The organism is Actinoplanes sp. DH11 (assembly GCF_020873875.1).
Taxonomy (GTDB): Bacteria; Actinomycetota; Actinomycetes; order Mycobacteriales; family Micromonosporaceae; genus Actinoplanes.
Window position 1 is genome coordinate 39,293 of record NZ_JAHWGU010000001.1, and the last position, 24,243, is coordinate 63,535.

25 protein-coding genes are annotated in these 24,243 nt (G+C 71.1%); 2 read left to right on the forward strand and 23 right to left on the reverse strand.

Features of this window, described 5'->3' with window-relative positions; genetic code table 11:
* Window positions 1-39: 39 nt before the first annotated feature.
* The 4 genes from LPA41_RS00195 to LPA41_RS00210 form a co-directional block, all read right to left on the reverse strand.
* Window positions 40-420 (reverse strand): hypothetical protein, encoded by a 381-nt coding sequence (locus LPA41_RS00195; protein ID WP_229067372.1) that lies wholly within the window; start codon window positions 418-420, stop codon window positions 40-42.
* 414 nt (window positions 421-834) lie between these two features.
* Window positions 835-1,227 carry an ACT domain-containing protein gene (locus LPA41_RS00200; RefSeq protein ID WP_229067373.1) on the reverse strand — a complete coding sequence of 131 codons (393 nt, stop codon included), beginning with the start codon at window positions 1,225-1,227 and terminating at the stop codon, window positions 835-837.
* 83 nt (window positions 1,228-1,310) lie between these two features.
* Window positions 1,311-1,772, reverse strand: a complete 462-nt coding sequence (locus tag LPA41_RS00205; protein ID WP_229067374.1) for a PAS domain-containing protein — start codon at window positions 1,770-1,772, stop codon at window positions 1,311-1,313.
* A 75-nt stretch (window positions 1,773-1,847) separates the two neighbouring features.
* On the reverse strand, window positions 1,848-2,582 hold the full coding sequence (locus LPA41_RS00210; RefSeq protein ID WP_229067375.1) for a hypothetical protein: 735 nt from the start codon (window positions 2,580-2,582) through the stop codon (window positions 1,848-1,850).
* 286 nt (window positions 2,583-2,868) lie between these two features.
* Between LPA41_RS00210 and LPA41_RS00215 the strand changes: the two genes are divergently transcribed.
* On the forward strand, window positions 2,869-4,065 hold the full coding sequence (locus tag LPA41_RS00215) for an arginine deiminase (RefSeq protein ID WP_229067376.1): 1,197 nt from the start codon (window positions 2,869-2,871) through the stop codon (window positions 4,063-4,065).
* Window positions 4,066-4,123: 58 nt separating this feature from the next.
* On the opposite strand, the gene LPA41_RS00220 is transcribed toward LPA41_RS00215, so the two are convergent.
* From LPA41_RS00220 to LPA41_RS00260, 9 genes are all read right to left on the reverse strand, one after another.
* Complete coding sequence (locus LPA41_RS00220; protein ID WP_229067377.1) at window positions 4,124-4,999, reverse strand: DUF5926 family protein; 876 nt, start codon at window positions 4,997-4,999, stop codon at window positions 4,124-4,126.
* 69 nt (window positions 5,000-5,068) lie between these two features.
* On the reverse strand, window positions 5,069-6,232 hold the full coding sequence (locus LPA41_RS00225; protein ID WP_229067378.1) for a sensor histidine kinase KdpD: 1,164 nt from the start codon (window positions 6,230-6,232) through the stop codon (window positions 5,069-5,071).
* An 84-nt stretch (window positions 6,233-6,316) separates the two neighbouring features.
* Complete coding sequence (locus LPA41_RS00230) at window positions 6,317-7,111, reverse strand: glycerophosphodiester phosphodiesterase family protein (RefSeq protein ID WP_229067379.1); 795 nt, start codon at window positions 7,109-7,111, stop codon at window positions 6,317-6,319.
* An 11-nt stretch (window positions 7,112-7,122) separates the two neighbouring features.
* On the reverse strand, window positions 7,123-7,458 hold the full coding sequence (locus LPA41_RS00235; protein ID WP_229067380.1) for a rhodanese-like domain-containing protein: 336 nt from the start codon (window positions 7,456-7,458) through the stop codon (window positions 7,123-7,125).
* A 19-nt stretch (window positions 7,459-7,477) separates the two neighbouring features.
* The gene (locus LPA41_RS00240; RefSeq protein ID WP_229067381.1) at window positions 7,478-8,659 is read right to left on the reverse strand and encodes an LCP family protein; all 1,182 of its coding nucleotides are present in this window, start codon (window positions 8,657-8,659) and stop codon (window positions 7,478-7,480) included.
* A 117-nt stretch (window positions 8,660-8,776) separates the two neighbouring features.
* Window positions 8,777-9,994, reverse strand: a complete 1,218-nt coding sequence (locus LPA41_RS00245; RefSeq protein WP_229067382.1) for an LCP family protein — start codon at window positions 9,992-9,994, stop codon at window positions 8,777-8,779.
* Window positions 9,995-10,142: 148 nt separating this feature from the next.
* Complete coding sequence (locus LPA41_RS00250; RefSeq protein ID WP_229067383.1) at window positions 10,143-11,813, reverse strand: cation acetate symporter; 1,671 nt, start codon at window positions 11,811-11,813, stop codon at window positions 10,143-10,145.
* Window positions 11,813-12,172: a DUF485 domain-containing protein gene (locus LPA41_RS00255; RefSeq protein WP_229067384.1), complete on the reverse strand. Its 360-nt coding sequence runs from the start codon at window positions 12,170-12,172 to the stop codon at window positions 11,813-11,815. The genes LPA41_RS00250 and LPA41_RS00255 overlap by 1 nt, the downstream gene beginning before the upstream one ends.
* Before the next feature lie 119 nt (window positions 12,173-12,291).
* Window positions 12,292-12,816 carry a flavin reductase family protein gene (locus tag LPA41_RS00260; protein ID WP_229067385.1) on the reverse strand — a complete coding sequence of 175 codons (525 nt, stop codon included), beginning with the start codon at window positions 12,814-12,816 and terminating at the stop codon, window positions 12,292-12,294.
* A gap of 94 nt (window positions 12,817-12,910) precedes the next feature.
* Here LPA41_RS00260 and LPA41_RS00265 point away from each other — a divergent pair, with 94 nt between their 5' ends.
* Window positions 12,911-13,138: a hypothetical protein gene (locus LPA41_RS00265; RefSeq protein ID WP_229067386.1), complete on the forward strand. Its 228-nt coding sequence runs from the start codon at window positions 12,911-12,913 to the stop codon at window positions 13,136-13,138.
* Window positions 13,139-13,174: 36 nt separating this feature from the next.
* On the opposite strand, the gene LPA41_RS00270 is transcribed toward LPA41_RS00265, so the two are convergent.
* The 10 genes from LPA41_RS00270 to LPA41_RS00315 all read right to left on the reverse strand — a co-directional run bounded on the left by LPA41_RS00270 (window position 13,175) and on the right by LPA41_RS00315 (window position 24,219).
* Entirely contained in the window at window positions 13,175-14,764 is a 1,590-nt protein-coding gene (locus tag LPA41_RS00270; protein ID WP_229067387.1) for an ABC transporter permease, read from the reverse strand.
* Window positions 14,761-15,555, reverse strand: a complete 795-nt coding sequence (locus LPA41_RS00275; RefSeq protein ID WP_229067388.1) for an ABC transporter ATP-binding protein — start codon at window positions 15,553-15,555, stop codon at window positions 14,761-14,763. Before LPA41_RS00275 ends, LPA41_RS00270 begins: the two co-directional genes overlap by 4 nt.
* Before the next feature lie 42 nt (window positions 15,556-15,597).
* Window positions 15,598-17,223 carry a cation acetate symporter gene (locus LPA41_RS00280; protein WP_229067389.1) on the reverse strand — a complete coding sequence of 542 codons (1,626 nt, stop codon included), beginning with the start codon at window positions 17,221-17,223 and terminating at the stop codon, window positions 15,598-15,600.
* Between the two features lie 13 nt (window positions 17,224-17,236).
* Window positions 17,237-17,623, reverse strand: coding sequence for a hypothetical protein (locus tag LPA41_RS00285; protein WP_229067390.1), 387 nt, complete (start codon window positions 17,621-17,623; stop codon window positions 17,237-17,239).
* Window positions 17,624-17,668: 45 nt separating this feature from the next.
* Window positions 17,669-18,727: a HAMP domain-containing sensor histidine kinase gene (locus LPA41_RS00290; RefSeq protein WP_229067391.1), complete on the reverse strand. Its 1,059-nt coding sequence runs from the start codon at window positions 18,725-18,727 to the stop codon at window positions 17,669-17,671.
* On the reverse strand, window positions 18,724-19,407 hold the full coding sequence (locus tag LPA41_RS00295) for a response regulator transcription factor (RefSeq protein WP_229067392.1): 684 nt from the start codon (window positions 19,405-19,407) through the stop codon (window positions 18,724-18,726). Before LPA41_RS00295 ends, LPA41_RS00290 begins: the two co-directional genes overlap by 4 nt.
* A 160-nt stretch (window positions 19,408-19,567) precedes the next feature.
* Window positions 19,568-20,305, reverse strand: a complete 738-nt coding sequence (locus LPA41_RS00300; protein WP_229067393.1) for a LytTR family DNA-binding domain-containing protein — start codon at window positions 20,303-20,305, stop codon at window positions 19,568-19,570.
* 13 nt (window positions 20,306-20,318) lie between these two features.
* Window positions 20,319-21,512 carry a sensor histidine kinase gene (locus LPA41_RS00305; RefSeq protein WP_374238099.1) on the reverse strand — a complete coding sequence of 398 codons (1,194 nt, stop codon included), beginning with the start codon at window positions 21,510-21,512 and terminating at the stop codon, window positions 20,319-20,321.
* A gap of 67 nt (window positions 21,513-21,579) precedes the next feature.
* Window positions 21,580-23,169, reverse strand: coding sequence for a sugar transferase (locus tag LPA41_RS00310; RefSeq protein WP_229067395.1), 1,590 nt, complete (start codon window positions 23,167-23,169; stop codon window positions 21,580-21,582).
* 189 nt (window positions 23,170-23,358) lie between these two features.
* Complete coding sequence (locus tag LPA41_RS00315; protein WP_229067396.1) at window positions 23,359-24,219, reverse strand: Fpg/Nei family DNA glycosylase; 861 nt, start codon at window positions 24,217-24,219, stop codon at window positions 23,359-23,361.
* Window positions 24,220-24,243: the final 24 nt, after the last annotated feature.

Sequence of the window (24,243 nt, forward strand, 5' to 3'; positions counted from 1 at the left end):
TGGCGTGAACAGGTGACGAGGGCGGCGTGTGCTCGTGGTTCAGAAGCCGCAGGCGAGCACCCGGATGCCGGCCGGGGCCTGTGCCTGCACCTGGGGGTTGCAGACGTCGGTGCCGGCGGTGATCAGGGTCAGGGTGGCGCCCTTGCCGGTGGTGACGACCTGGAGGGATTCGGCGCCGCCGGTGGCCAGTTTCACGGTGGTGAACGACCAGGTGCCGGCGCAGAACGGGCCGTCGGCGACCTTCAGTTCGGCGTCGGGGACGCTCGGGTTGTTCTTGATCAGGGCGAGGATCTGCTGCTTCGTGGGCTCGCCGGTGCACTTGGGTGCGCGGCTGGGGGTGGGCGAGGGCGACCGTGGCGGCGGGGTGGTGGTCGCCGCGGTCGTCGGGGTGGCCGGGCGATAAGTCGGATAAGTCGGCACCCTGGCTGGCGGTACGACACCACCTGGCGGGACACCACCTGGCGGGACACCGCCCGGCGGAACGACACCGCCCGGTGGAACGCCACCCGGCGGAACGACACCGCCTGGTGGAACCGCACCGCCTGGTGGAACCGCACCGCCTGGCGGAACGACACCGCCTGGCGGAACCGTGCCGCCCGGTGGGACGGCGCCCGGCGGGACGGCCCCGGTCGGGTCGAGCGGGACGAACGTGATCCAGGGCAGCGACGGCACCGCGGCGGCCGAGGGCGGTGGAGTGGCGCTCGGGGGTGGTGCGGCAGCCTCCGGGCGCCCACCGCAGCCGGCCATCAGGGCGAGGCCCATGACGGCCGTCGATGCTATGGCCGGAACTGCGCGTGTGCGGGGGAACACCGCTTCATCGTAGGAGCCGGGGAGTCATCCGGCGATACGGTGGCCGACCGAAGTCAGGGTGTTGACCGCCTCGGTGAGCCGCACGGCCGGGACCAGCAAATAGTCCGTGTCGTACGTCGAGAACGTCACGATGTTGACCCGGGCGTCGGCGAGCGGGCCGACGAGGGAGGCCAGTACGCCGGTCATCGTCAGGTTCAGGTCGAGGCCGGTGACCCGCAGGCAGCGCCACGCCGTGTCGGCGACGGCGCCGTCCGGCACCCGGTCGTTCGGGCAGATCACGGAGAGTTCGTCGACGCCCCAGGTGACCGAGATGACGGCTTTGTCGTCCGGACCCGTGGTGAGCGAGGCGGGCAGAGTCGAGCCGGCCGGGAGCCGGCACACCGCGTACTCACCTGGTAACAGGTCTAGATCGAGCATGAGGGCAGACTACGTTGCGGCCGTGTAACGACCAATGCCCCTCAGCTGCGGTGAACGCCACATCTTCGGGGACAAAGGGGACGTCAGTACCGTACCGGGGACAGGAAGGTCAGCGATCCGCCCACCCGGTCGCCGGTCAGCAGTGGCGTGGCGACGGCGTCCACGGTCAGCGGGGACTCCCCGGCGACCGGCGCCACCCGCATCAGCCCGCGCGCGAGGCGCTCACTGCGCACCGCCAGCAACGGCGGAATCTTCTCTGCCTCCGGCTCCTCCAGCGGGCCCGCGCCCGCCGTGAAGTCGATCAGCTGGATTGCCTCGCCGAGCCGGCGGCCCAGGGCCTCGGCCGGCTTGCCCAGGCCGAGCAGTTCGCTGCCCGACGGTGAGACGGCAAGGATCAGGCCGTTGGTGTCGATGACGAGGCACGGCTCGTCGGCGATGGCGACCGTGGCGCTCCAGCGCTCGACGCTGGAGACGAACTCGGCCTCGGCCGGTGTCCGCGCCTGGGGGACGAACGCTCCCGAGAGGGAGAGCTCAACATGCGCCACCCGCTCCTCCTCGTTTCTGTCGCGTCGACCGCCGGCGCAGTAGCGCGCCGGCTGTCGACGACGTCGAGGGGAACGTTACCGGCGGGTCGGCCGCTTGTCAGCGGCCGTCTGTCCGTTGCTGTACCAACGGTAGTCACCGGCCGGCCGATAGGGCGCGTTTGCCCAGGTGCCCGGATGATGAGCAACAGCTGAGAGTTTGTTCGCGGTGGCCGGGGAGATCTTTGCGCCACCGGCGATCAGGAGGCGGTCGAGCTCCTTGTCGGTCGCGACGAGGCAGTCCTTCGGCAGGCCGTGGACGCTGATCACGCCCGAGCCGACGAAGGCCAGCACCGCGGTGACGGGCACGTTCAGACCGACGGCTGCGGAGAGCGCCTTGGCGGCGCGGCGGGCGTCCCGGCGGGCTTCCGCGATGTACTGCGGGCGCTTGCCGTTGATCTGGACGACGTCACCGGCGATCAGGACGCGGGACCGGCCGTGGTCGGCGACGGTGACGGCGTAGACGCCACCGGGGCCGATGGCCAGGAATCCGGCGCGCTCGTCGGCCGGGTCGGGCTCGTGGTAGGCCTGCATGACGTCGGTGCGGGGCCAGTCCACGATGTGCCAGTTCGGCCCGAGACGGTCGAGCCGGGTCAGGGCTCGTGCCCCGGCGGCCTCGAGACGGCGGGCCTCCCGGTCCGCGCGGCGGCGGCGGGCCCACTCGGCGGGCGACAGGCGTGGCGGTGCGTCGAGCGCTGACTGCGACTGCGGGTCGGCGGGCGTAAGGGCCCTCGACGGAACGGGCAGAGCGGGGCGGGCGGGGAAGACAGTCACTGCGACCTCCGGCAAAAGGTCAGTCGGGCTCTCTTTTCCAACTACCGTACGTGCTCGTGTGCCTACGGAACAGGTCTGGGGTAGGGAAAGAAAGGTGAAGGACTATGGATGAATGCCGCATTCACGGACAACATCTTCTTTCGGATGGTGCATCTGTACGCCTGAGTGCCGCAGTCTCGTCGCACCCACACAAGTTATCGCCGTCGTCCGTCCGACGCATGGCCGTCCCAAGATCTAGTCACAACGTCACGACCTGATAGCGCTCGGTACCGGCTAACGTCGTTCTGTGTACGTCGACAGTGAAGTCAGCGCGCTGCGCACCGTCCTGCTGCACCGGCCCGGCCCCGAGCTGGCCCGGCTGACGCCGCGAAACAACGATTCCCTGCTCTTCGACGCTATTCCGTGGGTCGGCCGGGCTCAAGAGGAACACGATTCCTTCGCGGAGGCCCTCCGGTCCCGTGGCGTGGAGGTGCTCTACCTCGGCACGCTGCTCACCGAGACCCTGGCCGTGCCCGAGGCCCGGGCCGAGCTCACCGGCGACGTGCTGGCGAACCCTCGGCTCGGTGACACGCTGCGGCGCGGCGTCGCCGCGTACCTCCAAGATCTTGAACCGGACCGCCTGGCCGGTGTCCTGATGGCCGGCCTGGCCCACGAGGAGATCAAGCCGGGTGCCGGCGGCCTGGTCTACGAGATGATGGACCGGCACGACTTCGTGATCGATCCCCTGCCCAACCTGCTCTTCACCCGGGACTCCTCGCTCTGGGTGGGCGACCGGGTCGCCGTCACCAGTCTCGCCATGCCGGCCCGCCGCAGGGAGACGACTCTCACACACGCGATCTACCGGTTCCACCCGCGGTTCGCCGGTGCGCCGCTGCTCTACGAACCCGCACTGGAACCCGTCGAGGGCGGCGACGTCCTGGTGCTCGCGCCCGGGGTGCTGGCCATCGGGGTGGGTGAGCGGACCACCGCGGCCGGGGCCGAACGCCTCGCCCGCCGCCTGCTCGGCGCCGGCCTCGCACACACCGTGCTGGCCGTGCCGATCGCACAGGAGCGCGCCACCATGCACCTCGACACCGTTTGCACGATGGTGGACGTCGACGCCGTGGTGATGTACCCGGCGATCGCCGGCTCGCTCGTCGCCTGGACGGTCACCGCGGGCCTCGGCGACGAACTTCGGGTCCGCGCGCCGCGTCCGTTCCTGGAGGCCGCCGCCGAGGCGATGGGCATCGACCACCTGCGGATCATCGACACCGGTCTCGACCCGGTCACCGCCGAGCGCGAGCAGTGGGACGACGGCAACAACACCCTCGCCCTGGCGCCGCGGCTCTGCGTGGCCTACGAGCGCAACGTCGAGACGAACGCTCAGCTGGAACGCGCCGGCATCGAGGTGATCCGGATCAGTGGCAGCGAACTCGGCAGCGGCCGCGGCGGGCCACGCTGCATGAGCTGCCCGATCGAGCGCGACCCGATCGCGGTGCCCTGACGATCGCACCGCTGCGAGGGACCGGGCCGCCCACGCGGCCCGGACCCCCGGCGGCAGATCAGCGGAGCGTCAGCTGGCGGCCGATCAGGCCCTGCTTGGCGCGGCGCCCGGCGGCGTCCAGCGGCTCGGAGACCCCGAGGGTGTCGGCGTAGCGCTTCGCGAAGGCGGCGAGCGGCGCCTCGAAGTCGGCACCCTCCGGCTCGCCCGGTACGTCCCAGACCGGGACCAGCAGGCCGTGTGCGCGGAACATCCCGGCGAACTTGGTGCCGTCGCCGAGCAGCAGCTCACCGGCCGCGGAGAGGCGGGCCAGCGCGTCCAGCGCCTGGTCCTCCGGTTCGGCGAGCACCCAGCGGATGTGGCTCTTGTCGGCGGCGACCCGGCACCAGTACGCGGCCCGGGCGGCCGCCAGGCGCACGGTGGGGTAGATGGAGGCGTTCGCCCGTTCGAGCGACGCCTTCACGCTGGCGTCCTGGATCTGATCGGCGTCCAGCCAGTACTCGAAGCCGTCGTGCATGGTGATCTCGAGCGGGCCGTCGGCCAGCACGTCCTGCAGGCGCAGTCCCTCGCCGGGCAGGGCCGGGACGGCGACCGTGTCACCGGGCTCGGTGTGGAGCGCGGCCAGGATCGCCACGGCCAGGTCCCGGGAGACGTCACCGGACTGGACGTGCCGCTGCAGGCCGATGAAGATGCGGCCGTCGCGACGGGTCATCGCGGGCCAGGCCATCGGAAGCACGGTGGAGAGGGTGACCGGGCGGTCACCGTACTCCTCGATGATCTCCGGTTTGAGGGTCAGCGGCGCGGAGGCGGCCGGGACCAGCTCGCGCAGCGCGACCCACTCCGGCTCGTCCGCCAGGCCCTCGAAGGGGCGGGCGACGAAGATGTCGCGCACCTTGGTCTTCGGTGCGGTTTCGCGGGATTTCCGACGCTTGCTCACGAGGGACCAGCGTAGGCGGTCAGCCCGGGACACCGGTGATGTGGGCCACCCGTGTCACCGGACGGCGGCTCAGGAGCGGGGCAGGCGGACCTCGGCGACCGTGCCGCCGCCCTCACGCGGGCGCAGCGAGACCCAGCCGCTCTGCCGCTCCACCAGCCGGCGGACCAGGTAGAGGCCGAGGCCGGCGCCGTGCGGCCGCTGGTCGCCGGTGCCGGCCTGCCAGTACCGCTCGAAGGCGCGCTCGACGTGCTCGGGAGCTATGCCGACGCCACGGTCGGAGACCCGGAAACGCAGCGTGTCGTCGTCCGTGCCGGCGCAGACCTCGATCGGGGTGTCGGGCCCGGAGTTGCGCTCGGCGTTGGTGGCGAGCTCGGTGAGGATGGTGGCGATCGAGTCCCGGTTCCCGTACGCCTTCGGCAACCCCCCCGGCAGCTCGCCGAAGTGGATCCGCTGCCGCAACGCGCCGGGCAGCTCGCCGGCCGCTTCCCGCAGGGCTTCCGCCAGGTCGAACGGGCCGGCCGCCGGCGCACCCGCCGAGCCGTCGTCGGTGGCGGCCGTGAGCAGGCGGTCCAGCAGGCGGGCCAGTTCGGCGGCCCGGGTGCCGACGACGCGCACGGCCTCCCGGCGCCCCGGTTCGCCGAGTGTCTCCCAGTGGTTGGTGAGTGTGTCCGCGTACCCCTTGATGACCGTGACGGGAGTGCGCAGCTCGTGGCTGGTGACCGCCACCCAGAGGTCGCGGTCCTCCTGGCGGCGGTCCTGGTCGGGAGCGGGCGCGGGGTGCACCGGCAGCCCGGCGTGCGCGCCGTAGAGCCGGCCCGCATAACCGGCGAGCAGTTCCAGCACGGCGTGGTGCTCGGGGCCGGCCGGCTCGTGGTCGCCGAAGTGGACGTGCAGGGAGCCGACGACCGTGCCGTTCAGCTCGCAGCGGGCCCCGAGCATGTGCCGCAGGTCGCCGTTCTCGATCTGGCGGGCGAAGGCCTTGTTCACCGAGCCGAGGTCGTCGGTGTGCTCCACCCGGCGGCCGATCGCCGGCTCGCAGTCGCCGGTGGCCGCGACGATCCGGCCGTGACCCGCCGCGTATTCGGCGAAGCCGGCACCGAGGGCGCCGAGCGTGTCCTGTGCCAGCCGGACCATCTGCTGCAGCACGGACAGACCCGAGTCGCCGGCGTTGACGCGGTCGAGCACCGCGAGCTGACCCCGGGTCAGTGTCACGTAGTCGGGACGGTCCGGCATGTCTGCGAGTGTGCCTCGCCCGTCGCGTTTTGGGCAGATGAACCTGGGCGGATCCTGGCTTTGACGGGCAGTCAGTGTTGTACGTCACATCCGGTCGAGCTGGTCGAGCACGAAGCGAGGACGGTCGGTGATCACCCCGTCCACCCGGTGTGCGAGGACCAGTTCGAGATCGGCCGCGGTGTTGACGGTCCAGACGTAGGCCTGGTGACCGGCGGCCTGGACGGCCGGCAGCAGGGCCGGCCGCGCCCGGATCAGGTCGACGCCGGGGCCCGCGGTGCCGGCGCCGAACGGCAGCCGGCCCCGGCCTGCACCGGGCGGCACGAACTCCATCAGATAGACGCGTGGCAGCGCGGGCGCCTGTGCGCGGATTCGGCGCAGCGCCAGCGCGGCGAACGACATCACCGTCACCTGGACACGATCGTCCGGCTTCGGCTCCGCAAGCCCGAAGTGCCGCAGTGTCCGGACGAGTCGCCGCTCGACCTCGGCGCCGTACCGCGACGGGTGTTTCGTCTCGATCAGCAGCCGCACCTGCCGGCCGCAGGAGAGCACCGCGTCCAGCAGCCGGTCCAGGGTGAGCAGCCGGGACAGGTCGGGCAGTTCCTCGTCGGCGGGGTAACCGGGGTGCCAGGAGCCGTAGTTGAGCGCGTCCAGCTCGGCGAGGGTCTTGGCGCTGACCAGACCCCGCCCGTTGCTGGTGCGCTCGAGTCGCCGGTCGTGCACGCAGACCAGGTGGCCGTCGCGCGTGAGCCGGACGTCGCACTCCAGCCCGTCGGCGCCGTCGTCGAGCGCTCGAAGGTACGCCCCGAGGGTGTGCTCGGGCAGCGCGTCGGCACCACCGCGGTGGGCGAAGACGAGCGGCCGGTAGGAGTCGGCGGACATCTCGGATCGGCTCAGATGACGCGGGGCGGCTGTCCGTCCTCACTCACCACGTCACGGCCGGCAGCGGCCCAGGCCCGCATGCCGCCGTCGAGGTTGCGCAGGTTGTCCCACCCGTTGTTCATCAGGTAGGAGACGACCTGGCCGGATCGGCCGCCGGCGCGGCAGACCACCACGACCTCGGCGTCGGTCGGCACCTCCGCCATCCGGGCCGGCACCTCCATCATCGGCAGGTGATGGGCGCCGGGCGCGTGGCCGGCGGTCCACTCGTCGGGTTCGCGCACGTCGAGCAGGTAAGCGCCGGGCTCGACGTCGGCAGGGGCAACGCTGGGTACCTGAGGTCCGAACACGGGAACAGCGTACGGCGGTTCACTTCTCGGTGGCGACGACGTCCGGGTTGTCGAGCACGAAGCGGGCCAGGGTGTCGTCCTTGACCGCCTGGAACATCTCCTGGCTCTTGTCGTTGAGGACCTCCCGGCCGGCCCCGTTGCCGGAGAACGTGCCGTTGTTGGTCCGCAGCAGCACCATGTCGTTGGCGGCGACGCCGGAGAGCCCGAGCACGAAGTCGGTGAGCTCGATGTCGCCGATGTCGAGCACGAGCGCCTCACCGGCCGACTGGACGATCGAGCTGATCTTGAGCGGGTTGCTGAGCGTGCCACTGCTCGCGGCCTTCTTCGCCATCGCCTTGATCAGCTGCTGCTGGTGGCGCTGCCGGTCGTAGTCACCGTTCTTCAGGCCGTAGCGCTGCCGGGCGTAGTCGAGCGCCTCCCAGCCCTCCATCTGCTTGCAACCGACCTTGTGCACGACGTCCTTCGTCGGCCCGCCGGCTTTGCGCGCCTCGGCCAGCCACGTCGGCTTGCCGTCGACGAGCTTCATGTGCTTGGAGGTGACCTGCTGGTCGACACACATCCGGACACCGCCGAGCTGGTCGATCACCTGCTTGAAGCCGCCGAAGTTGATGATGCCGGCGCCGTCGAAGCTGATGCCGGTCATGTCCTTCAGCGTCTTGGCGAGCAGTTGGGCGCCACCGGTCCAGCCGGCGCCGTTCTGCGCCCCCCAGTAGAACGCCTCGGTGGCCTTGACCGTGCCGCCGGCGTACCTGCTGGGCTCGAACGCCGGGGCCTGCACCTCGGTGTCCCGGGGGATGGAGATGAGGTAGGCCTGGTCGTGGCTGGCCGGGATGTGCAGGATGATGATCGTGTCGGACCGCAGCTCGTCGGCGGCCCAGCGCTCCCGCGCGTCCACGCCCATCAGGAGCATGTCGATCGGGCCTTCGAGGGTGGCGCCGCCACCCTCCTCGACCGTCTTCTTCGCGTCGCCGGTCAGGTTCTCCAGGGCGATGTTGTCGGTGGTCTTGCTGATCATCAGCTTGCCACCGATCAGGCCGCCCCCGCTCACCACCAGCAGCAGCACGCCGAGTGAGGTGGTGAGCCGGGCCCAGAGCGGCGAACGCCGCTTCTTCGTCTTCCGCGGCGGCTCCGCGGGGGAGTCGGAGCCGAGCAGCGTGGCGAGGTCCGATGACGGCGTTGGCTGATCGGCCGTGACGGTCATGCAGCTCTCCAGGCGGCGCGGAGGTCGGGGGCTGCATAACCTTACGGACACTTGCCGGCCAACTGAAGATCCGCCAAGTTTCAATATGAAGACACGTCTGACCAGGGAATCCGTTACTTACTTCTTTGTCGGATTCGCCGCCATCCAGTCGGCCATCTTGTCCTCGGCCATCGCCTTGTAGAGGCCCAGCGCCTTCTCCCGGTCGGAGACCACCACGGACTGGCCGTCGATGGTGTCGCTGCCCTTGTTCGGGCTGGTGAGGAACGTCAGGTTCTCGCCGCGCAGGTTGCGGAACTGCAGTGCCATGTCCTTGAGCGAGAACGTCTCGTCGACGGTGACGGCCGCGGAGACCGAGTCGAGGAAGGCGTCCAGCTTGCTCGGGCTGGTCAGGGTGCCGCTGCTCGCCGCCTTGTCCATCACCGCTTTGAGGAACTGCTGCTGGTGCTGCATGCGGGCGAAGTCGCCGCGGGCGAACTGCTTGCGCTGCCGGACCCAGTCGAGTGCCTGGGCGCCGTCCATGTGCATCATGCCCTTGGTGAACTTGCGGTACGGCTTGTGGATCGACGTGATGCTCTGGTCCACCTTGAGGTCGACGCCGCCGAGCGCGTCGGTGACCTCCTTGAAGCCGCCGAAGTCGATCGCCATGACGTGGTCGATGCGCACGTCGGTCATGCACTCCACGGTCCGCACGGCGCGCGGGATGCCGCCGAAGGCGAAGGCCGCATTGATCTTGGCCCGGCTGCCCGAGGTGCACGCCTCGTTGTTGCCGCTCGGGATCTGCACCCACAGGTCACGCGGGATCGAGACGATCTGCGCCGAATTGTGGTCGGCCGGGATGTGCATGATCATCAGCGTGTCGGCGCGCCAGGCGTTCTTCTGGTCCTTCTGGGCGTCCGGGTCCCGGGAGTCGCTGCCGACGAGCAGGATGTTGAACGCGCCGTCGACGGTCTTGGCCGGGCGCTCCGCGGTGATCTCCGAGAACGCGTCGGTGCGCTTGAGGTTGTTGTCCAGGCCGTTGACGTAGCCGTAGGCCGCGATGCCGCCGATGATCGCCAGCACCAGCAGGACGACGCCGGCCACCAGGGCGATGCGCTTCCAGCGGGGACGCGGGCGCCGGCCGCCGCCGAACGACCGGCCGCCCGAACGGCCCGGTCCGCCGGGACCGCCGGGGCCGCCCGGGCCACTGCCGCCGGGGCGGTCGGAGGGCGCCCAGTTGTAGTCGTCGTAGTCGTCGCGCGGGCCTCCCGCGGGACGAGCCGGAGCCCGGCCCCCGTGGGCGGGCACCGACGCCCGTCCGGAGGGGTAGCCGCCGCTGTGGGAGGAGGTGGTCGACATGGATCCAGATTACGTAGCGAAGGCGAGCCATCCGGCCCCGCGGCTCGCTTCGGCACGAAGGTGGGAGTTTTTCAGCAGGCCCGGCGCATGTGAGAGATAGCACACGGGCCGGCGTGGCGACGCGCCGGCCCGTGTACCAGGTGTCGGATCAGTGCGCCCCGTGACCGGTCAGTGACCGGACCTCGAGTTCCGCGTACTTCTCCACGTCGGTCTCCTTGGAGATGATCGTGCCGATCCAGCCGAACAGGAAGCCGAGCGGGATCGAGATGATGCCCGGGTTGGACAGCGGGAACCACTGCCAGTCGGAGTCCGGGAACATCGCCGTGGCCGAGCCGGACACGACCGGCGAGAAGAACACCAGCAGTACCGCGGAGCCCAGGCCGCCGTAGATCGACCAGAGCGCGCCGGAGGTGTTGAACCGCCGCCAGAAGAGGCTGTAGAGGATCGCCGGCAGGTTCGCCGACGCCGCCACCGCGAACGCGAGGGCCACCAGGAAGGCCACGTTCAGGCTCTGCGCGAAGATCGACAGGGCGATCGCGACCGCGCCGATGATCAGGGCCGAGAACCGGGCGACCCGGACCTCGTCGCGCTCCGAGGCGTTGCCCCGCTTGATCACGTTGGCGTAGAAGTCGTGCGCCAGGCTCGACGACGACGCCAGCGTGAGTCCGGCGACCACGGCCAGGATCGTCGCGAACGCGACCGCCGCGATGACCGCCAGCATGATCGCGCCGCCGGTCTCGCCGCCCAGGTAGTCGATGCCGAGCGCCTGGGCCAGCTGCGGCGCGGCGGTGTTGCCGGCCTTGTCCTGCGCGGTGATGTTGGCGCCTCCCACCAGGGCCGCCGCGCCGAAGCCGAGGGCCAGCGTGAAGAGGTAGAAGGTGCCGATGATGCCGATCGCCCAGAGCACGCTCTTCCGTGCGATCCGGCTGGTCGGCACGGTGTAGAAGCGGGTCAGGATGTGCGGCAGGCCGGCCGTGCCGAGCACCAGCGCGAGACCGAGCGAGAGCAGGTCCATCTTGCTGTAGAAGGTGGCCGACGCGCTGTCCGACTCGATGCCGTACCGCAGGCCGGGTTCCAGGAACGCATCACCCTTGCCGGACCGGGCGGCGGCGTCGCCGAGCAGGGACGACAGGTTGAACTTGTAGTGCGCCAGCACCATGATCACCATGATCAGGGCGCCGCCCATCAGCATGAAGGCCTTGACGATCTGGACGTACGTGGTGCCCTTCATGCCGCCGACCGTCACGTAGATGATCATCAGCGCGCCGACCAGGATGATCGTGGCGACCTTGGCGGTGTCGGCGTCCATGCCCAGGAACGTGGTGTCCGGCTTGATGCCGAGCAGCAGCGAGACGAGCGCGCCGGCGCCGACCATCTGGGCGATCAGGTAGAAGATCGACACCACGATGGTGGAGACGCTCGCCGCGGTGCGTACCGGCCGCTGGCGCATCCGGAACGCCAGCACGTCGGCCATCGTGTAGCGGCCGGAGTTGCGCAGCAGTTCGGCGACCAGGAGCAGCGCGATCAGCCAGGCGACCAGGAAGCCGATCGAGTAGAGGAAGCCGTCGTAGCCGTACAGGGCGATCAGGCCGGCGATGCCGAGGAAGGACGCGGCCGACATGTAGTCGCCGCCGATCGCCATGCCGTTCTGGAACCCGGAGAACTGCCGGCCGCCGGCGTAGAAGTCGGTGGCGGTCTTGGTCTGCCGGCTGGCCCAGACGGTGATGCCCAGGGTGATCGCCACGAAGACCAGGAACAGCGTGATGGTCAGGGTCCGCGAGGTGCTGGTGCTGGCCTCGGCGGCGAGAAGGGACTCCATCAGCGGGCACCTCCGTCAGCGGCGGGAGCCGAACCGGCCGCGGCCGAGCCGTTCTCCAGCTCGTCGTAGACGCGGTCGGCGCGCGGGTCGAGCTCCTTCGCCGCGTACCGGGAGTAGACCCAGGCGATCGCGAAGGTCGAGACGAACTGCAGGACACCGAAGACCAGAGCGACGTTGATGTTGCCGATCAGCTTGATGCTCATGAAATCCCGCGCGTACGCGGACAGCAGCACGTAGAGGGCGTACCAGACGATGAACGCGATCGTCGTCGGGAAAATGAAGCGGCGCAGCTTGTGGCGCAGTTCTGCGAACTCCTCGGAGTTCTGCACTTCGAGGTATCTCTCGGCGGGTGCCGGCACGGTGATTCACCACCTTCGTCGGGGCGGAGCTTTCCGGCACCGTACGAAGGTGTGCGCCACGTCACCGGCCGCCGGTCGTCGTGTGCGCCAAGTGGTGGTTTGACTGCGCCGAGCGGCGGTCAGGCCAGTTCCGCGTACCGCCCCCGGTAGTGCACCAGCGGCCGCGGCGCGCCATCGACGGTGATCGTCTCGATCACGCCCTCGACCAGCAGCGCCCAGCCGCACTCCCGGCTGGACGACAGCCGGCAGCCGGCCCAGCTCGCGGCGCCCGCCGGCACCGGGCCGAACGGGGTCTGCTGCCACTCGCCGGCCGCGAACAGGCCGCCCGGCGACGGCATCAGCCCGGCGAAGCGGTCCGCCAGCTGCCGGTCGGCCGGGGTCAGCGGCACCACCGCGAACCGCCCGGCCGCCTCGGCGGCGTCCCAGAAGTCGCTCTCCTCGTCGATCAGGCCGAGGATCCGTCCCGGGTCGCCGTCGGCGACCACCGTCGACGACACGGTGAGCCCGCCCGGTCCGGGAGTGGTCCAGATCGTGACGGGCGCGGCGAACCGGCCGCGCAGCCGGCGCACCGCCGACTTCGCCGAGTCGGGTACGGCGAACGGATCGGTGGAGTGGATGCGGCCACCCGGCTCATTGACGCTCACCCGATCATTCTCGGCGATTACAGATCGCGCATGCCGCGGTGCCCATCAATTGATCATGAACTATTTTGAAGGAACCCAGATGCCGGGAGGGTGGATGCCACAAGGGGTGCTGCGGCCGGGTGACGTCGTCCGGGTCGGTGCCGAGGCGAGCGTCCAGTTCTCGGGCGATCGGGCGCTGACGTTCCGGGTCATCCGGGTCGATCCGCGGGTCACCTACGACGGGTGGATCTGGTTGGAGGGCTATGTGCTCGGCCCGGCCGGGAACGCCGTGCAGCGCCGCCGGATCTTCGTGCGCCAGGACGGGCTGTACAAGCTGCGCTGACGCGTCGTGCGCCAGGAGGGGCCGCACCGGGCTGCGCTAACGCGTCGAGACCGCGCTCAGCAGCTCGGGCATCCGGCGGTCGAGCAGGGCGCCGGCCAGATGGGAGCCGGCGAGGTAGGCGGCCAGGCCGTACCCGGCGCCGATCGGCAGACCCAGCCACAGCCACGCCGGCCCGAGTAGGTAGGCCGTCACCAGCACCGGAACCGCACCGAGCAGCGCACCGACCATCGAACCCAGGCTGGGCAGCGCCTTGCTGATGCCGCCGCCCGAGGAGAGCGCGAACGGCGTGTTCGGGTCCGGCAGCGCGTAGGCGAACACCACCGAGACCGGCAGCACCAGCGCCAGGCCGACGCCGTAGGTGGCCAGCAGCGTGCCGAACTGTGCCGGGATGCTCTCCGGCCGGCTCGTCGCGAACCCGGTCACGATCGCGACGAGCAGCAGCATCGGCAGCGTGAACAGGGCGTGCGCGGCGGCCCGGGAGTGCACCTCGAGACGGCCCGGAACCCCGGTCGCCAGGTTGGTGGCGTAGGCGCTGCCCTCGTACCCGAACTGGTTCGCCAGGCCGATCGGGGCGATCGCGCCCACCAGGACCGCGAGTCCGCCGGCGCCCGCGCCCTGCGTGCCGAACGCGGTGGAGACCGGCAGGAAGACGCCGGCCACGGCCAGGGTGATCAGGGTGGCGCGGCGCCGGTTCTCCCGCCACCAGTACCGCGTCTCGCGGGCCAGCAACGCGCCGAACCGCGACCGGGGCGCCCAGCGGGGCAGCAGCCGATCCACCGGGCCGCGGGTGTCGGCCGTGCCGGTTCGCTCCCGCCGCCGCGAGCCGGCGGTCCCGGCCATCGCCCCCTCGATCGTCCGGCTCCACCAGAACAACAGCCCGGCGATCACCAGCAGGACGATCAGGAGCTTCAGGGGTACGGCCCAGGCCTGCCCCGCCACCACGTCGAGACCCATCGTGTACGGCGCCGCCAGTGGCGTCCACCCGACCACCGCGGCGATCCGTGCGGCACCCTCCCAGTCGGCCCGGTTCACCATGCCGAGCAGCAGCAACTGGGCCGGCCCGAGCGACGCGGCCACCACGGCGAGCAGCACGGTCGCCAGGTCCCGGGCCCGGCGCGATCGCAACGCGGTGGCGAACGCGCTGGTCAGGGCGCGACTGACGGCGACGCAGAGCAGCAGGCCGACGAGGATGCCGAACAGCTGGACGAACGCGGCCCCGGCACCACCCAGCCGGGCCGCCGAGTGCACCGTCCCGGCCGTCGCGGCGAGCGTGGCGAGCGCCGGCAACCCGGCCAGCGCGGCCACGCCCAGCCCGGCGAGCAACCGGCGGCGCGGGATCGGCAGCAGCGCGAACTGGGCCGGGTCCAGCGAGTCGTCGACACCGAAGAAGAGCAGCGGCAGGAACAGCCAGCCGAGCACGACGACCGCGCCGCCGAACGGGAAGAGCAGGGCGGCGGCGCGTGGCTCCTCGAGCAGGCCGGGCACCGCGAAGATCGCGTAACCGGCGACGGCGGCGAACCCGGCGGCCACCGCGCCCAGGACGAAGACCGCGATCCGGGCCGGCCGGCCGCGCAGCCCGTTGCCGGTGACCCGCAGCTTGAGCCGGACGAAGGATCCGACGCTCACAGCCACGCCAGCTCCGAACCCGTCGCCACCCGGCCGCCGACGACCTGCACGAAGACGTCCTGCAACGGACGGTCGCCGCGGACCTGGGCGAGCGTGCCGTGCAGCCGCAGCACCCCGTCCGACATGATCGCGACGTGCGAGCAGAGCCGCTCCACCACCTCCAGGACGTGACTGGAGAAGACCACCGTGCCGCCGCCCGTCACGTACCGCTGCAGGATGTCGCGGATCAGTGCGGCCGACACCGGGTCGACCGCCTCGAACGGCTCGTCCAGCACCAGCAGCCGGGGCGCGTGCAGCAGCGCACAGGCCAGGCCGATCTTCTTCTTCATGCCGGCCGAGTAGTCGACCACCAGGGTCCGGCCGGCGGCGCGGAGTTCCAGCACGTCGAGCAGGTCCCGGGCCCGCCGGTCGACCACGTCGGCGGGCATCCCGCGGAGCAGGCCGTGATAGGCGAGCAGCTCCGGGCCGCTCAGCCGGTCGAACATGCGCACACCGTCCGGCAGCACACCGACCAGCGCTTTCGCCTCGCTCGGGGAGTGCCAGACGTCGTACCCCAGCAGCACGGCTTGGCCCGCGTCCGGCCGCAACAGACCCACCGCCATGGAAAGGGTGGTGGTCTTGCCGGCCCCGTTGGGTCCGAGCAGGCCGTAGAACGAACCGGCCGGCACGTCCAGGCTGATCCCGGAGACGGCGAGACGCGCGTCGAAGTGCTTCACGAGGCCGCGCAGCGACATCGCGGGCGCCGCGGCGCCGGTCGGTTCGCCGGGGACGCGCTGTGCCGGGATGGTCATGCGTCGAACGTATCGGCCTGCGAGGCCGGCCGGGAACCACCCTCAGGTGCGCAGTGATTCCGGTGCGTGCAGGCGGAGCATCGTGGCACCGACGTCGGCCGGCACCCGCCGGCCGGTCATCAGCGAGACACCGATCATCACCAGGAAGGCGAGCGGAACGGTGAACGCGGCGGGCTGTTCGACGACGGTGGCCACCCAGCCGTGCAGGGGCGGGCCGAGCACGGTCAGCAGCACCGCGGCCATCGACGCGCCGCCACCGGCGACAAGTCCGGCGATCGCCCCCGCATCGGTCAGTTTCCGCCACCAGATGCCGAGCACCAGGAGCGGGCAGAAACTCGACGCCGCCACCGCGAAGGCCAGGCCGACCACCTTCGAGACGTCCATGTCGGAGACGTAGAGGGCGAGGACCGTCGGCACCACCGCGGCCAGCAGCGTGGCCAGCCGGAACTCCCGGATCGAGCCGCTGCGCCCGGACCGCAGGACGTCCGTGAAGATCACCCCGGCGACGCTGGTGAGCAGCCCCGACGAGGTGGACAGGAACGCGGCGAGCGCGCCCGCGGCGACGAGCGCGCCGAGCAGCCGGCCCAGGTGCCCGCCGCCGAGCGCGGCCTCCGGGAGCAGCAGCACCACCGCGTCGGTGCGGCCGGTCATCAGCAGCTGCGGTGTGTAGATCCGGCCGAGCACGCCGTAGAGGGTGGGCAGCAGATAGAAGAGCCCGACCAGGGCGAGCACCACGAGGGTGGTGCGGCGGGCCGAGGCGCCGTCCGGGTTCGTGTAGAAGCGGACGAGCACGTGCGGCAGACCCATCGTGCCGAGGAACGTGGCGAGGATCAGCGAGTACGTCGCGAACAGCTCCCGGTCGCCGCTGGGCAGCAGCCAGTCCGGCCCGAAACCGGCGTCGACCGTGCTGATCCGGGGCACCCGCTCGCCGGCCGTGAACTCCAGCGTCTCACCGGCCCGCACCGACCGCACCCCGTCGAGCACCGCGTCCCGCTCGATCACCACGGTGGTGGCGGCCGGGAAGACCGCGCCCTGCGGCGGCGTCGCGGCCGGGCGCCCGTCCGACTGCCACTGCAGAATCAGGAAGATCATGGGTACGGCCAGCGCGGTCAGCTTCAACCAGTACTGGAAAGCCTGCACGAACGTGATCGCCCGCATCCCGCCGAACGCGACGTTCGCGGTGACCACGACACCGACGAGCAGGGCGCCCCACGCGTACGACCCACCGGTGATCGTGGCGAACGTCAGGCCGGCGCCCTGGAGCTGCGGCAGCAGGTACAGACAGCCGATGAACAGCACGAACGCGGTGGCCAGCCGGCGCAACGCCCGCGACCGGAGCCGCACCTGGCAGAAGTCCGGCAGGGTGAACGCGCCCGACCGGCGCAGCGGTGCCGCCACGAAGAGCAGCAGGGCCAGGTAACCCGCGGCGAACCCGACCGGGTACCAGAGCATGTCGACGCCGTAGCAGAGGATCAGGCCGGCCACGCCGAGGAAGGACGCGGCCGAGAGGTATTCCCCGCTGATCGCCGCGGCGTTCCAGGCCGGGCTCACCGAGCGGGAGGCGACCAGGAAGTCCGAGGTGGTCCGGGCGAATCGGAGCCCGTACGCGCCGATCGCCACGGTCAGCAGCACCACGACGATCAGGCCGGGGCCGAGGTACGGGTTCATCGCTCGGACCGTCTCACTGCTCCGGCCTCCGGATCACCGCGGCGAAGTCCTGCTCGTTGCGTTCGGCCCAGCGCACGTACGCCGCGCCCACCCCGACCAGGAACGGGAACGACAGCAGCCCGAGCAGCAGCCACGGCAGGTGGACGCCGAAGACCCGGAACGTGGCGACGCCGGGTGCGGCCACGAACAACAGCGGCAGTGTGCCGAGCCCGGCCGCCACCACCAGCGACAGCCGCAACGCCAGCGCCAGCTGGGCCCGGACCAGGCCCTTGACCAGCGCCTCACCGATCGGTGTCTGCTCGGCGAGGTCGCTGGCGGCCCGGTCGGCGGCGTCGCGCCGGGCTGCCGCGTCGGCCAGCACCACCCGGGTGCGGTGGGTCGTGGGCTGATCGGCGGCCATGTCCGGCAGTCTGTCCGCCCGTCCGGAAATGTCAATACCGATGGATCAGGTGTGCAGCGGAAGTCGTACTTGGATGTGGCAGCCGCGGTCGCCGTCCGGCTCGACCACGGCGATGGTTCCCCGGTGCAGCTGGACCACCCAGCGGGCGATCGCCAGGCCCAGCCCGGTCCCGCCGCCGGTGGCCCGCTCGCCGCGGGTGAAACGCTCGAAAACCCGTTCCCGCTCCGCCGGCGGGATGCCCGCGCCCTGATCCACCACGGCGAGCAGCAGATCCTCGTCGCGGCGCTCCGCGCGGACCGTGACCATGCCGCCCGGCGGACTGTGCCGGGCCGCGTTGTCCAGCAGATTCGCCAGCACCTGGTGCAGACGCTCGCGGTCACCGGAGATCGCCATGCCCGGCGCGGAAACCTCGAACCGCACGTCCTGCCCGGTGCCACCGGCATTCACCGCCGCCGCGCGCACCGCCTCGTCCAGGAACGCCGGCACGTCGATCACGTCGCGGCGCAGCGGCATCACGCCGGCGTCCAACCTGGACAGGTCGAGCAGGTCGCCGACGAGCCGGCTGAGCCGCTGCGTCTGTGCCAGGGCGGTGCTCATCGTCGCCGGTACCGGCTCGGCCACCCCGTCGACGATGTTCTCCAGCACGGCCTGCAGCGCGGTGATGGGCGTACGCAACTCGTGCGAGACGTTCGCGATCAGCTCGCGCCGCTGCCGGTCCGCGGCCGCCAGGTCCGCGGCCATCTGGTTGAACGCGGCCGCCAGCTCACCCACCTCGTCCTGCGAACGGGTCCGGACCCGCCGGGTGTAGTCGCCGCGGGCCATCTCCCGGGCGGCCACCGTCATCTCCCGCAGCGGCACCGTCGCGCCGTGCGCCATCACCTGCAGCGTTGCCAGGCCCAGAGCTGCCGCGACGGCGATCCACAGCAGGTCGCCGCGATAGAAGTCGATGCTCCAGAGGAAGACCAGCAGACCCACGCCGCCCGCGAAGCCGAGGGCCAGCGACAGCTTCGCCTTGATCGAGCGGACCGGGTCGAGCGGCCGGGGCAGCCAGCCGAACAGCCGGGCGACGACGTCGTGGACGAACTGCAGGAACTGGGCGGTCACCGGCCGGCCTCCAGCGCGTACCCCACGCCGTGCACCGTGCGGATCAGGTCCGCACCCAGCTTGCGCCGCAGCGCCTTGATGTGGCTGTCGACGGTGCGGGTGCCCGAGGCGTCGGCCCAGCCCCACACCTCGGCCAGGAGCCGTTCCCGGGGCAGGACCGTCCGGGGCCGGCCGGCCAGATGCACCAGCAGATCGAACTCGGTCGGCGTCAGGTGCACCTCGACGCCGGCGCGCGTCACCCGCCGCTCCGCCGGGCTGATCTCCAGGTCGCCGAGCCGGATCCGGGACCCGTGCGCCGCGGCCACCCGGTCCGCCCGCCGGACCAGAGCGTGCACCCGGGCCGCGAGCTCGCGCATCGAGAACGGCTTGGCCATGTAGTCGTCGGCGCCCACCGCCAGCCCCACCAGCAGATCCGTCTCCTCGCCACGGGCCGTCAGCATCAGCACCGGCACCGGGCGGTCCGCCTGGATCCGCCGGCACACCTCCAGGCCGTCGAACCCGGGCAGCATCACGTCCAGCACCACGACGTCCGGCAGGGAGGTGCGGGCCGCCTCCACGGCAGCCGGCCCGTCGCCGACCACCCGGACGGCGAACCCCTCGGCGCGCAGTCGCGCCGCCACGGCATCCGCGATGGCGGGCTCGTCCTCGACCACCAGAACCCGCCGCTCGGCCGTCTCCACGCCCCGCCACCCCCGCCCGATCTTCTCCGCCGATGGCTCAGCAGCTTATTGACCTGCGGCGAAGGCGTGGAGGTGGAGTGGTGAACGATGTGTGGAGAAACGGATCAGCCTGTGGATAACTCTGTGGAGAACCCTGTGTACCTGTGGACAACCGTGTGGATTAGCGGGTCCAGTCGTGCTTTGCGGCCCGGATCAGGCGGTCCTTCAACTCCCGGGTGTGCCGGCGGCTGACCGGCAGCTCCACGCCGTCCACCGACACCACATAGCCCGAATTGGTCAGCCGCAACTCGGTGACCAGCTTCAACTGGACCAGGTACGACCGGTGAATCCGGGCGAACCCGGCGTTCGCCCAGCGTTCGGCCAGGGTGGCGAGCGAGACGCGGACCAGGTGGGAGGCCTCGCCGGTGTGCAACCGGGCGTAGTCGCCCTGCGCCTCCACCCACCGCACCGAGGAGCGCGGCAGCATCCGCGTCGTGCCGGCCAGTTCCACCGGGATCGCCGGCTCGTCCGGCGGCAGTGCCGGCGCCGGCGTCGCCCGCAACCCGGCGACCCGGCGCAACGACTCGCCCAGCCGCTCCGCCCGCACCGGCTTGCGCACATAGTCGGTGACACCCAGGTCGAACGCGTCCACCGCGCCGTCGTCGTAGGCGGTCACGAAGACGATCGCCGGCGGTTGCGCGAACCGGCGCAGGATCCGGGCCAGCTCCATGCCGTCCAGGCCCGGCATCCGGATGTCCAGGAAGACCGCGTCGACCTCGGTGTCCCGCAGCACCCGCAACGCCTCCGTCGCGTCACCGGCCCGGTGCACGTGGGCCACCCGGCCGTCCGCGTTCAGCAGATAGGCGAGCTCGTCGAGCGCCGGTGGTTCGTCGTCGACGGCCAGGACGACCAGACTCATGCCCGGACCCGTTTCATGCCCGCACCTGTGGGTGGAATTTCGGTACCCGCATGCTCACCCTCGTCCCCGCGCCGGGCGCGGTCTCCACCACCAGACCGTTGTGATCACCGAAGACGGAACGCAGCCGCTCGTCCACATTGACCAGACCGACGTGCTGACCGTCCTCCACGTCCGCGTTGTGCTGCGCTTTCTTCTGCCCGAAGACCGCCGGATCCATGCCGACACCGTCGTCCTCGACCGTGATGTGACATTCCGCGCCGGCGTCACGGGCCTCGATGCTCACCATACCGACGCCCGGTTTGCGGGACAGGCCGTGCCGGACCGCGTTCTCGACCAGCGGCTGAAGGCAGAGGAACGGCAGGCCCACCGGCAGCACCTCCGGCGCGATCTGCAACCGGACCTGCAACCGGTCGCCGAACCGGGCCCGTTCGATGGTCAGATAGCGGTCGATCGACCGCAGCTCCTCGGCGAGCGTGGTGAACTCGCCGTGCGCCCGGAACGAGTACCGGGTGAACTCGGCGAACTCCAGGATCAGCTCCCGGGCCCGCTCCGGGTCGGTGCGGACGAACGAGGCGATCGCGGTCAGCGCGTTGTAGATGAAATGCGGACTGATCTGGGCTCGCAACGCCCGCACCTCGGCCCGCGCCAGCCGCTCCCGCGACGACTCCAGTTCGGCGAGCGCCAGCTGCGAACCCGCCCACCGCGCGGTCTCCAGGGTGGCCTGCACCAGACCCGGCGCCGGTTGGTCGTCGGCCACCGCCACCAGCGCCGCCACGGCCGGTCCGTCCGGACCGTCCGGACCGGCGAGCGGCGCGATCACCGCACCGCGCACCACACAGTCCACCCGGTCACAGGGAAGGTCGGACCCGTTGAGGACGACCGAACGCCGCGTACCGGTGGCCCGGCGCGCGGCAGCGATCAGCTGGTCCTCGTGGTGGGAGCCGCGGCCGTCGTACCCGAGACAGCGTTCCTCGTCGACGATGGCCATCCCGACCGCGCCGACCAGGGTCCGCAGGTGCCGGACCGCCTTGCCGGCCGTCGCCGGGGTGAGCCCGGCTCGCAGCGGCTCGGCCGCGAGCGCGGCGGTGTGCAGCACGTCGTAGGTGGCGCGCTGCATCGCCGTCGCGATCCCCCGGCGCTGCCGCAGCCGCACCGTCCCGGCGACCGCGGCACCGAGCGCGGCCAGGACGGCCAGGACCGCCAGCACACTCCCCGCCTGTCCAGCCACGGGAGAGATGGTCGCGCGTCCCGCCCCGAAACGCCATCCCGCAGGGTCAGTAGGCGCCCTTGCGCTTCAGGACCACCCAGATCGTGCGCCACAGGATGCTCAGGTCGTAGGTGAGCGACCAGTTGTCGACGTAGTAGAGGTCGAGGCGGACCGCTTCGTCCCAGGAGAGGTCGGAGCGGCCGGAGACCTGCCACAGGCCGGTGATGCCGGGACGGACCAGCAGGCGGCGGCGGACGTCGCCCAGGTAGTCGCCGTCGTCGGCGGGCAGGGGACGCGGGCCGACCAGCGACATCTCGCCCTTGAGAACGTTGATGAGCTGGGGCAGCTCGTCGAGGGAGGTGGCGCGCAACTTGCTCCCGAACGGGAAGATGCGCGGGTCCTCCTTCATCTTGAAGAGCATGCCGTCGGACTCGTTGAGTTCCTCGAGCGTGGCCTTGCGTTCCTCGGCGTCGACATACATCGTCCGGAACTTCCACACCCGGAACGTGCGGCCGTCGTGGCCGACACGGGTCTGCCGGAAGAACACCGGGCCCGGGTCGGAGAGGCGGATGCCGAGGGCGATGAGGGCCAGGATCGGGCTGATCAGCAGCAGGCCGAGGCCGGCGGCGACCCGGTCCATCAGGTTCTTCACCAGCCAGCCGGGGCCGGAGAGCGTGGGCTCCTCGACGTGCAGCAGCGGCAGGCCCTCGATGGGGCGGATGTGCACGCGCGGGCCGGCGATGTCGGTGAGCTGCGGCGCGACCACCAGGTCGACGCCGGTGCCTTCGAGCTGCCAGGCCAGGCGGCGCAACTCGCCGGGTTCGTTGCTGGCCGAGCCGCACACCGCGATCGTGTCGGCGCTGACCTCGCGGACCAGCGAGAGCACGTCGCGGCCGGCGTAGACCGGGACCGGCGTCTCGATGCCGCGGGCGGCCGCGTACCCGTCGGTGAGGTGGATGGCGACCGGGATCAGACCGGCCGCGGGGCTGCGCGTGACGTGGGTGTAGACCTCGAGCGCCTCGGGCAGCGTGCCGACCAGGACCATCCGGTGCGCGCCGTGACCGGTGCGGCGCCGGGAGAAGTGCAGGACCTGCCGGGCCATCACCCGGTTCATCAGGATGAGCACCAGGGCGCTCAGCGACACCGTGGCGACCGTGCCACGGGACAGGTCGGCCTTGGTGGCGAACGCGAGCAGGGAGACGCCGGCGACGACGGTGACCGAGGTGCGGACGACCCGCTTGAACTCCTCGCTGCCCAGGCCCAGATAGCGGCGGTCGTAGGTCCCGTTGGTCCAGAGCAGGAGCAACCAGCCCAGGGGCAGCACGACGTAGGCGAAGAAGTTGAACAGCTCGATGCCGTCCAGGAAGAGCCAGGAGCGGTTGATGAAACCGCTCTTCGACTTCTCCAGGAACGAGTCGGCGATGTAACTGGCCACCAGGGCGGAGGCCAGATCGACGATCACCAGGGCGAAGGTGTAGGGCCGGTGCCAGCGGGACAACCGGCGGTGCTGCCGGGTCCAGGCGGATCTGGGTACGCCGTTGCTCGGTGGCGGCGGCTGCTGCCACTCGAAGCTGTCGTACCCCACGGGCTGGCTCCGGCTGCTGTCGGTTGTTGGGTGATGCAGGCTAGTCGTCACTTCGCCTACGTCCTCCCGCATCCGGAAAAAGATTACGCACCGCCACGACCTCCGGGCCGTCGGCGGGTCCGCCGATACCCGTTCGCGTCACAACGGTTGCCAGGGACCGGGCCACTATACCGATGGATCGGCCGGGCGGAAGGTGACGTTGGGGCGGCAATCCCCACATGCACGCACCGTGACCGATCGGTGGCAGATTCACCGGCCGGTTCACCGCACGAGCTTGGACAGGCGACGGTCGGCGAGCGGTTTCCCACCGGTCTGACAGGTGGGGCAGTACTGCAGGCTCTTGTCGGCGAACGAGACCTCGCGGACCGTGTCGCCGCAGACCGGGCACGGCAGGCCGGTCCGGGCGTGCACCCGCATCCCGGCTCGCTTCTCGCCCTTGAGTTCGGCTGCCTTCTGCCCGACGGACCGTTCCACGGCGTCGATTTCCACTGAGCGCATCGCCTCGTACAACGAAATGATCTGTTCGTCGGTGAGCTTGCCGGTGAGGGCGAACGGTGACAGCTTCGCGGCGTGCAGGATCTCGTCGGAGTACGCGTTGCCGATGCCGGCCAGCACCTCCTGGTCGGTGAGTACGCCCTTGACCTGCCCGTTGCGCTGTTTGAGGAGCTCGGTGAACTCGTCCAGGGAGACAGCCAGGGCGTCCGGGCCGAGGCGCGACACGCCCGGCACCTCGGCCGGGTCACGGACCAGGTAGGCGGCGAGCGACTTCTGGGTGCCGGCCTCGGTCAGGTCGAACCCGGAGCCGTCGTCGAGCCGCACCCGGATCGCGATCGGGCCGCTGCCGGGCTTGAGCGGCGCCGGTGACTTGAACGAGTCGCGGTAGTGCAGCCAGCCGGCCCGGGCCAGGTGGACGACGAGGTGCAGGTCGGGGCCGAGACCGACGTCGAGGAACTTGCCGTGCCGGCCGGCGCTCGTCACCGGCAGACCGGCCACGGCGGAGGGCGCCGGGTCGTACGTCTTCAGCGCGCTGAAAGAGGCGACTTCGAAGCGGTCCACGGTGTGGCCGAGCGCGCGCTCGCGAAGGTAGGCAGCGAGCGCCTCGACCTCGGGGAGTTCGGGCACCACCTCACGGTAGCGTCTCGCCCC

Bases quoted from the DNA above. Each gene is read 5' to 3' on its own strand.
- LPA41_RS00200 (WP_229067373.1), bottom strand. From the start codon at position 1,227: ATGCTCGATCTAGACCTGTTACCAGGTGAGTACGCGGTGTGCCGGCTC.
- LPA41_RS00225 (WP_229067378.1), bottom strand. From the start codon at position 6,232: ATGCCGGACCGTCCCGACTACGTGACACTGACCCGGGGTCAGCTCGCG.
- LPA41_RS00230 (WP_229067379.1), bottom strand. From the start codon at position 7,111: ATGTCCGCCGACTCCTACCGGCCGCTCGTCTTCGCCCACCGCGGTGGT.
- LPA41_RS00240 (WP_229067381.1), bottom strand. From the start codon at position 8,659: ATGACCGTCACGGCCGATCAGCCAACGCCGTCATCGGACCTCGCCACG.
- LPA41_RS00245 (WP_229067382.1), bottom strand. From the start codon at position 9,994: ATGTCGACCACCTCCTCCCACAGCGGCGGCTACCCCTCCGGACGGGCG.
- LPA41_RS00250 (WP_229067383.1), bottom strand. From the start codon at position 11,813: ATGGAGTCCCTTCTCGCCGCCGAGGCCAGCACCAGCACCTCGCGGACC.
- LPA41_RS00265 (WP_229067386.1), top strand. From the start codon at position 12,911: ATGCCACAAGGGGTGCTGCGGCCGGGTGACGTCGTCCGGGTCGGTGCC.
- LPA41_RS00275 (WP_229067388.1), bottom strand. From the start codon at position 15,555: ATGACCATCCCGGCACAGCGCGTCCCCGGCGAACCGACCGGCGCCGCG.
- LPA41_RS00280 (WP_229067389.1), bottom strand. From the start codon at position 17,223: ATGAACCCGTACCTCGGCCCCGGCCTGATCGTCGTGGTGCTGCTGACC.
- LPA41_RS00285 (WP_229067390.1), bottom strand. From the start codon at position 17,623: ATGGCCGCCGATCAGCCCACGACCCACCGCACCCGGGTGGTGCTGGCC.
- LPA41_RS00300 (WP_229067393.1), bottom strand. From the start codon at position 20,305: ATGAGTCTGGTCGTCCTGGCCGTCGACGACGAACCACCGGCGCTCGAC.
- LPA41_RS00310 (WP_229067395.1), bottom strand. From the start codon at position 23,169: ATGCGGGAGGACGTAGGCGAAGTGACGACTAGCCTGCATCACCCAACA.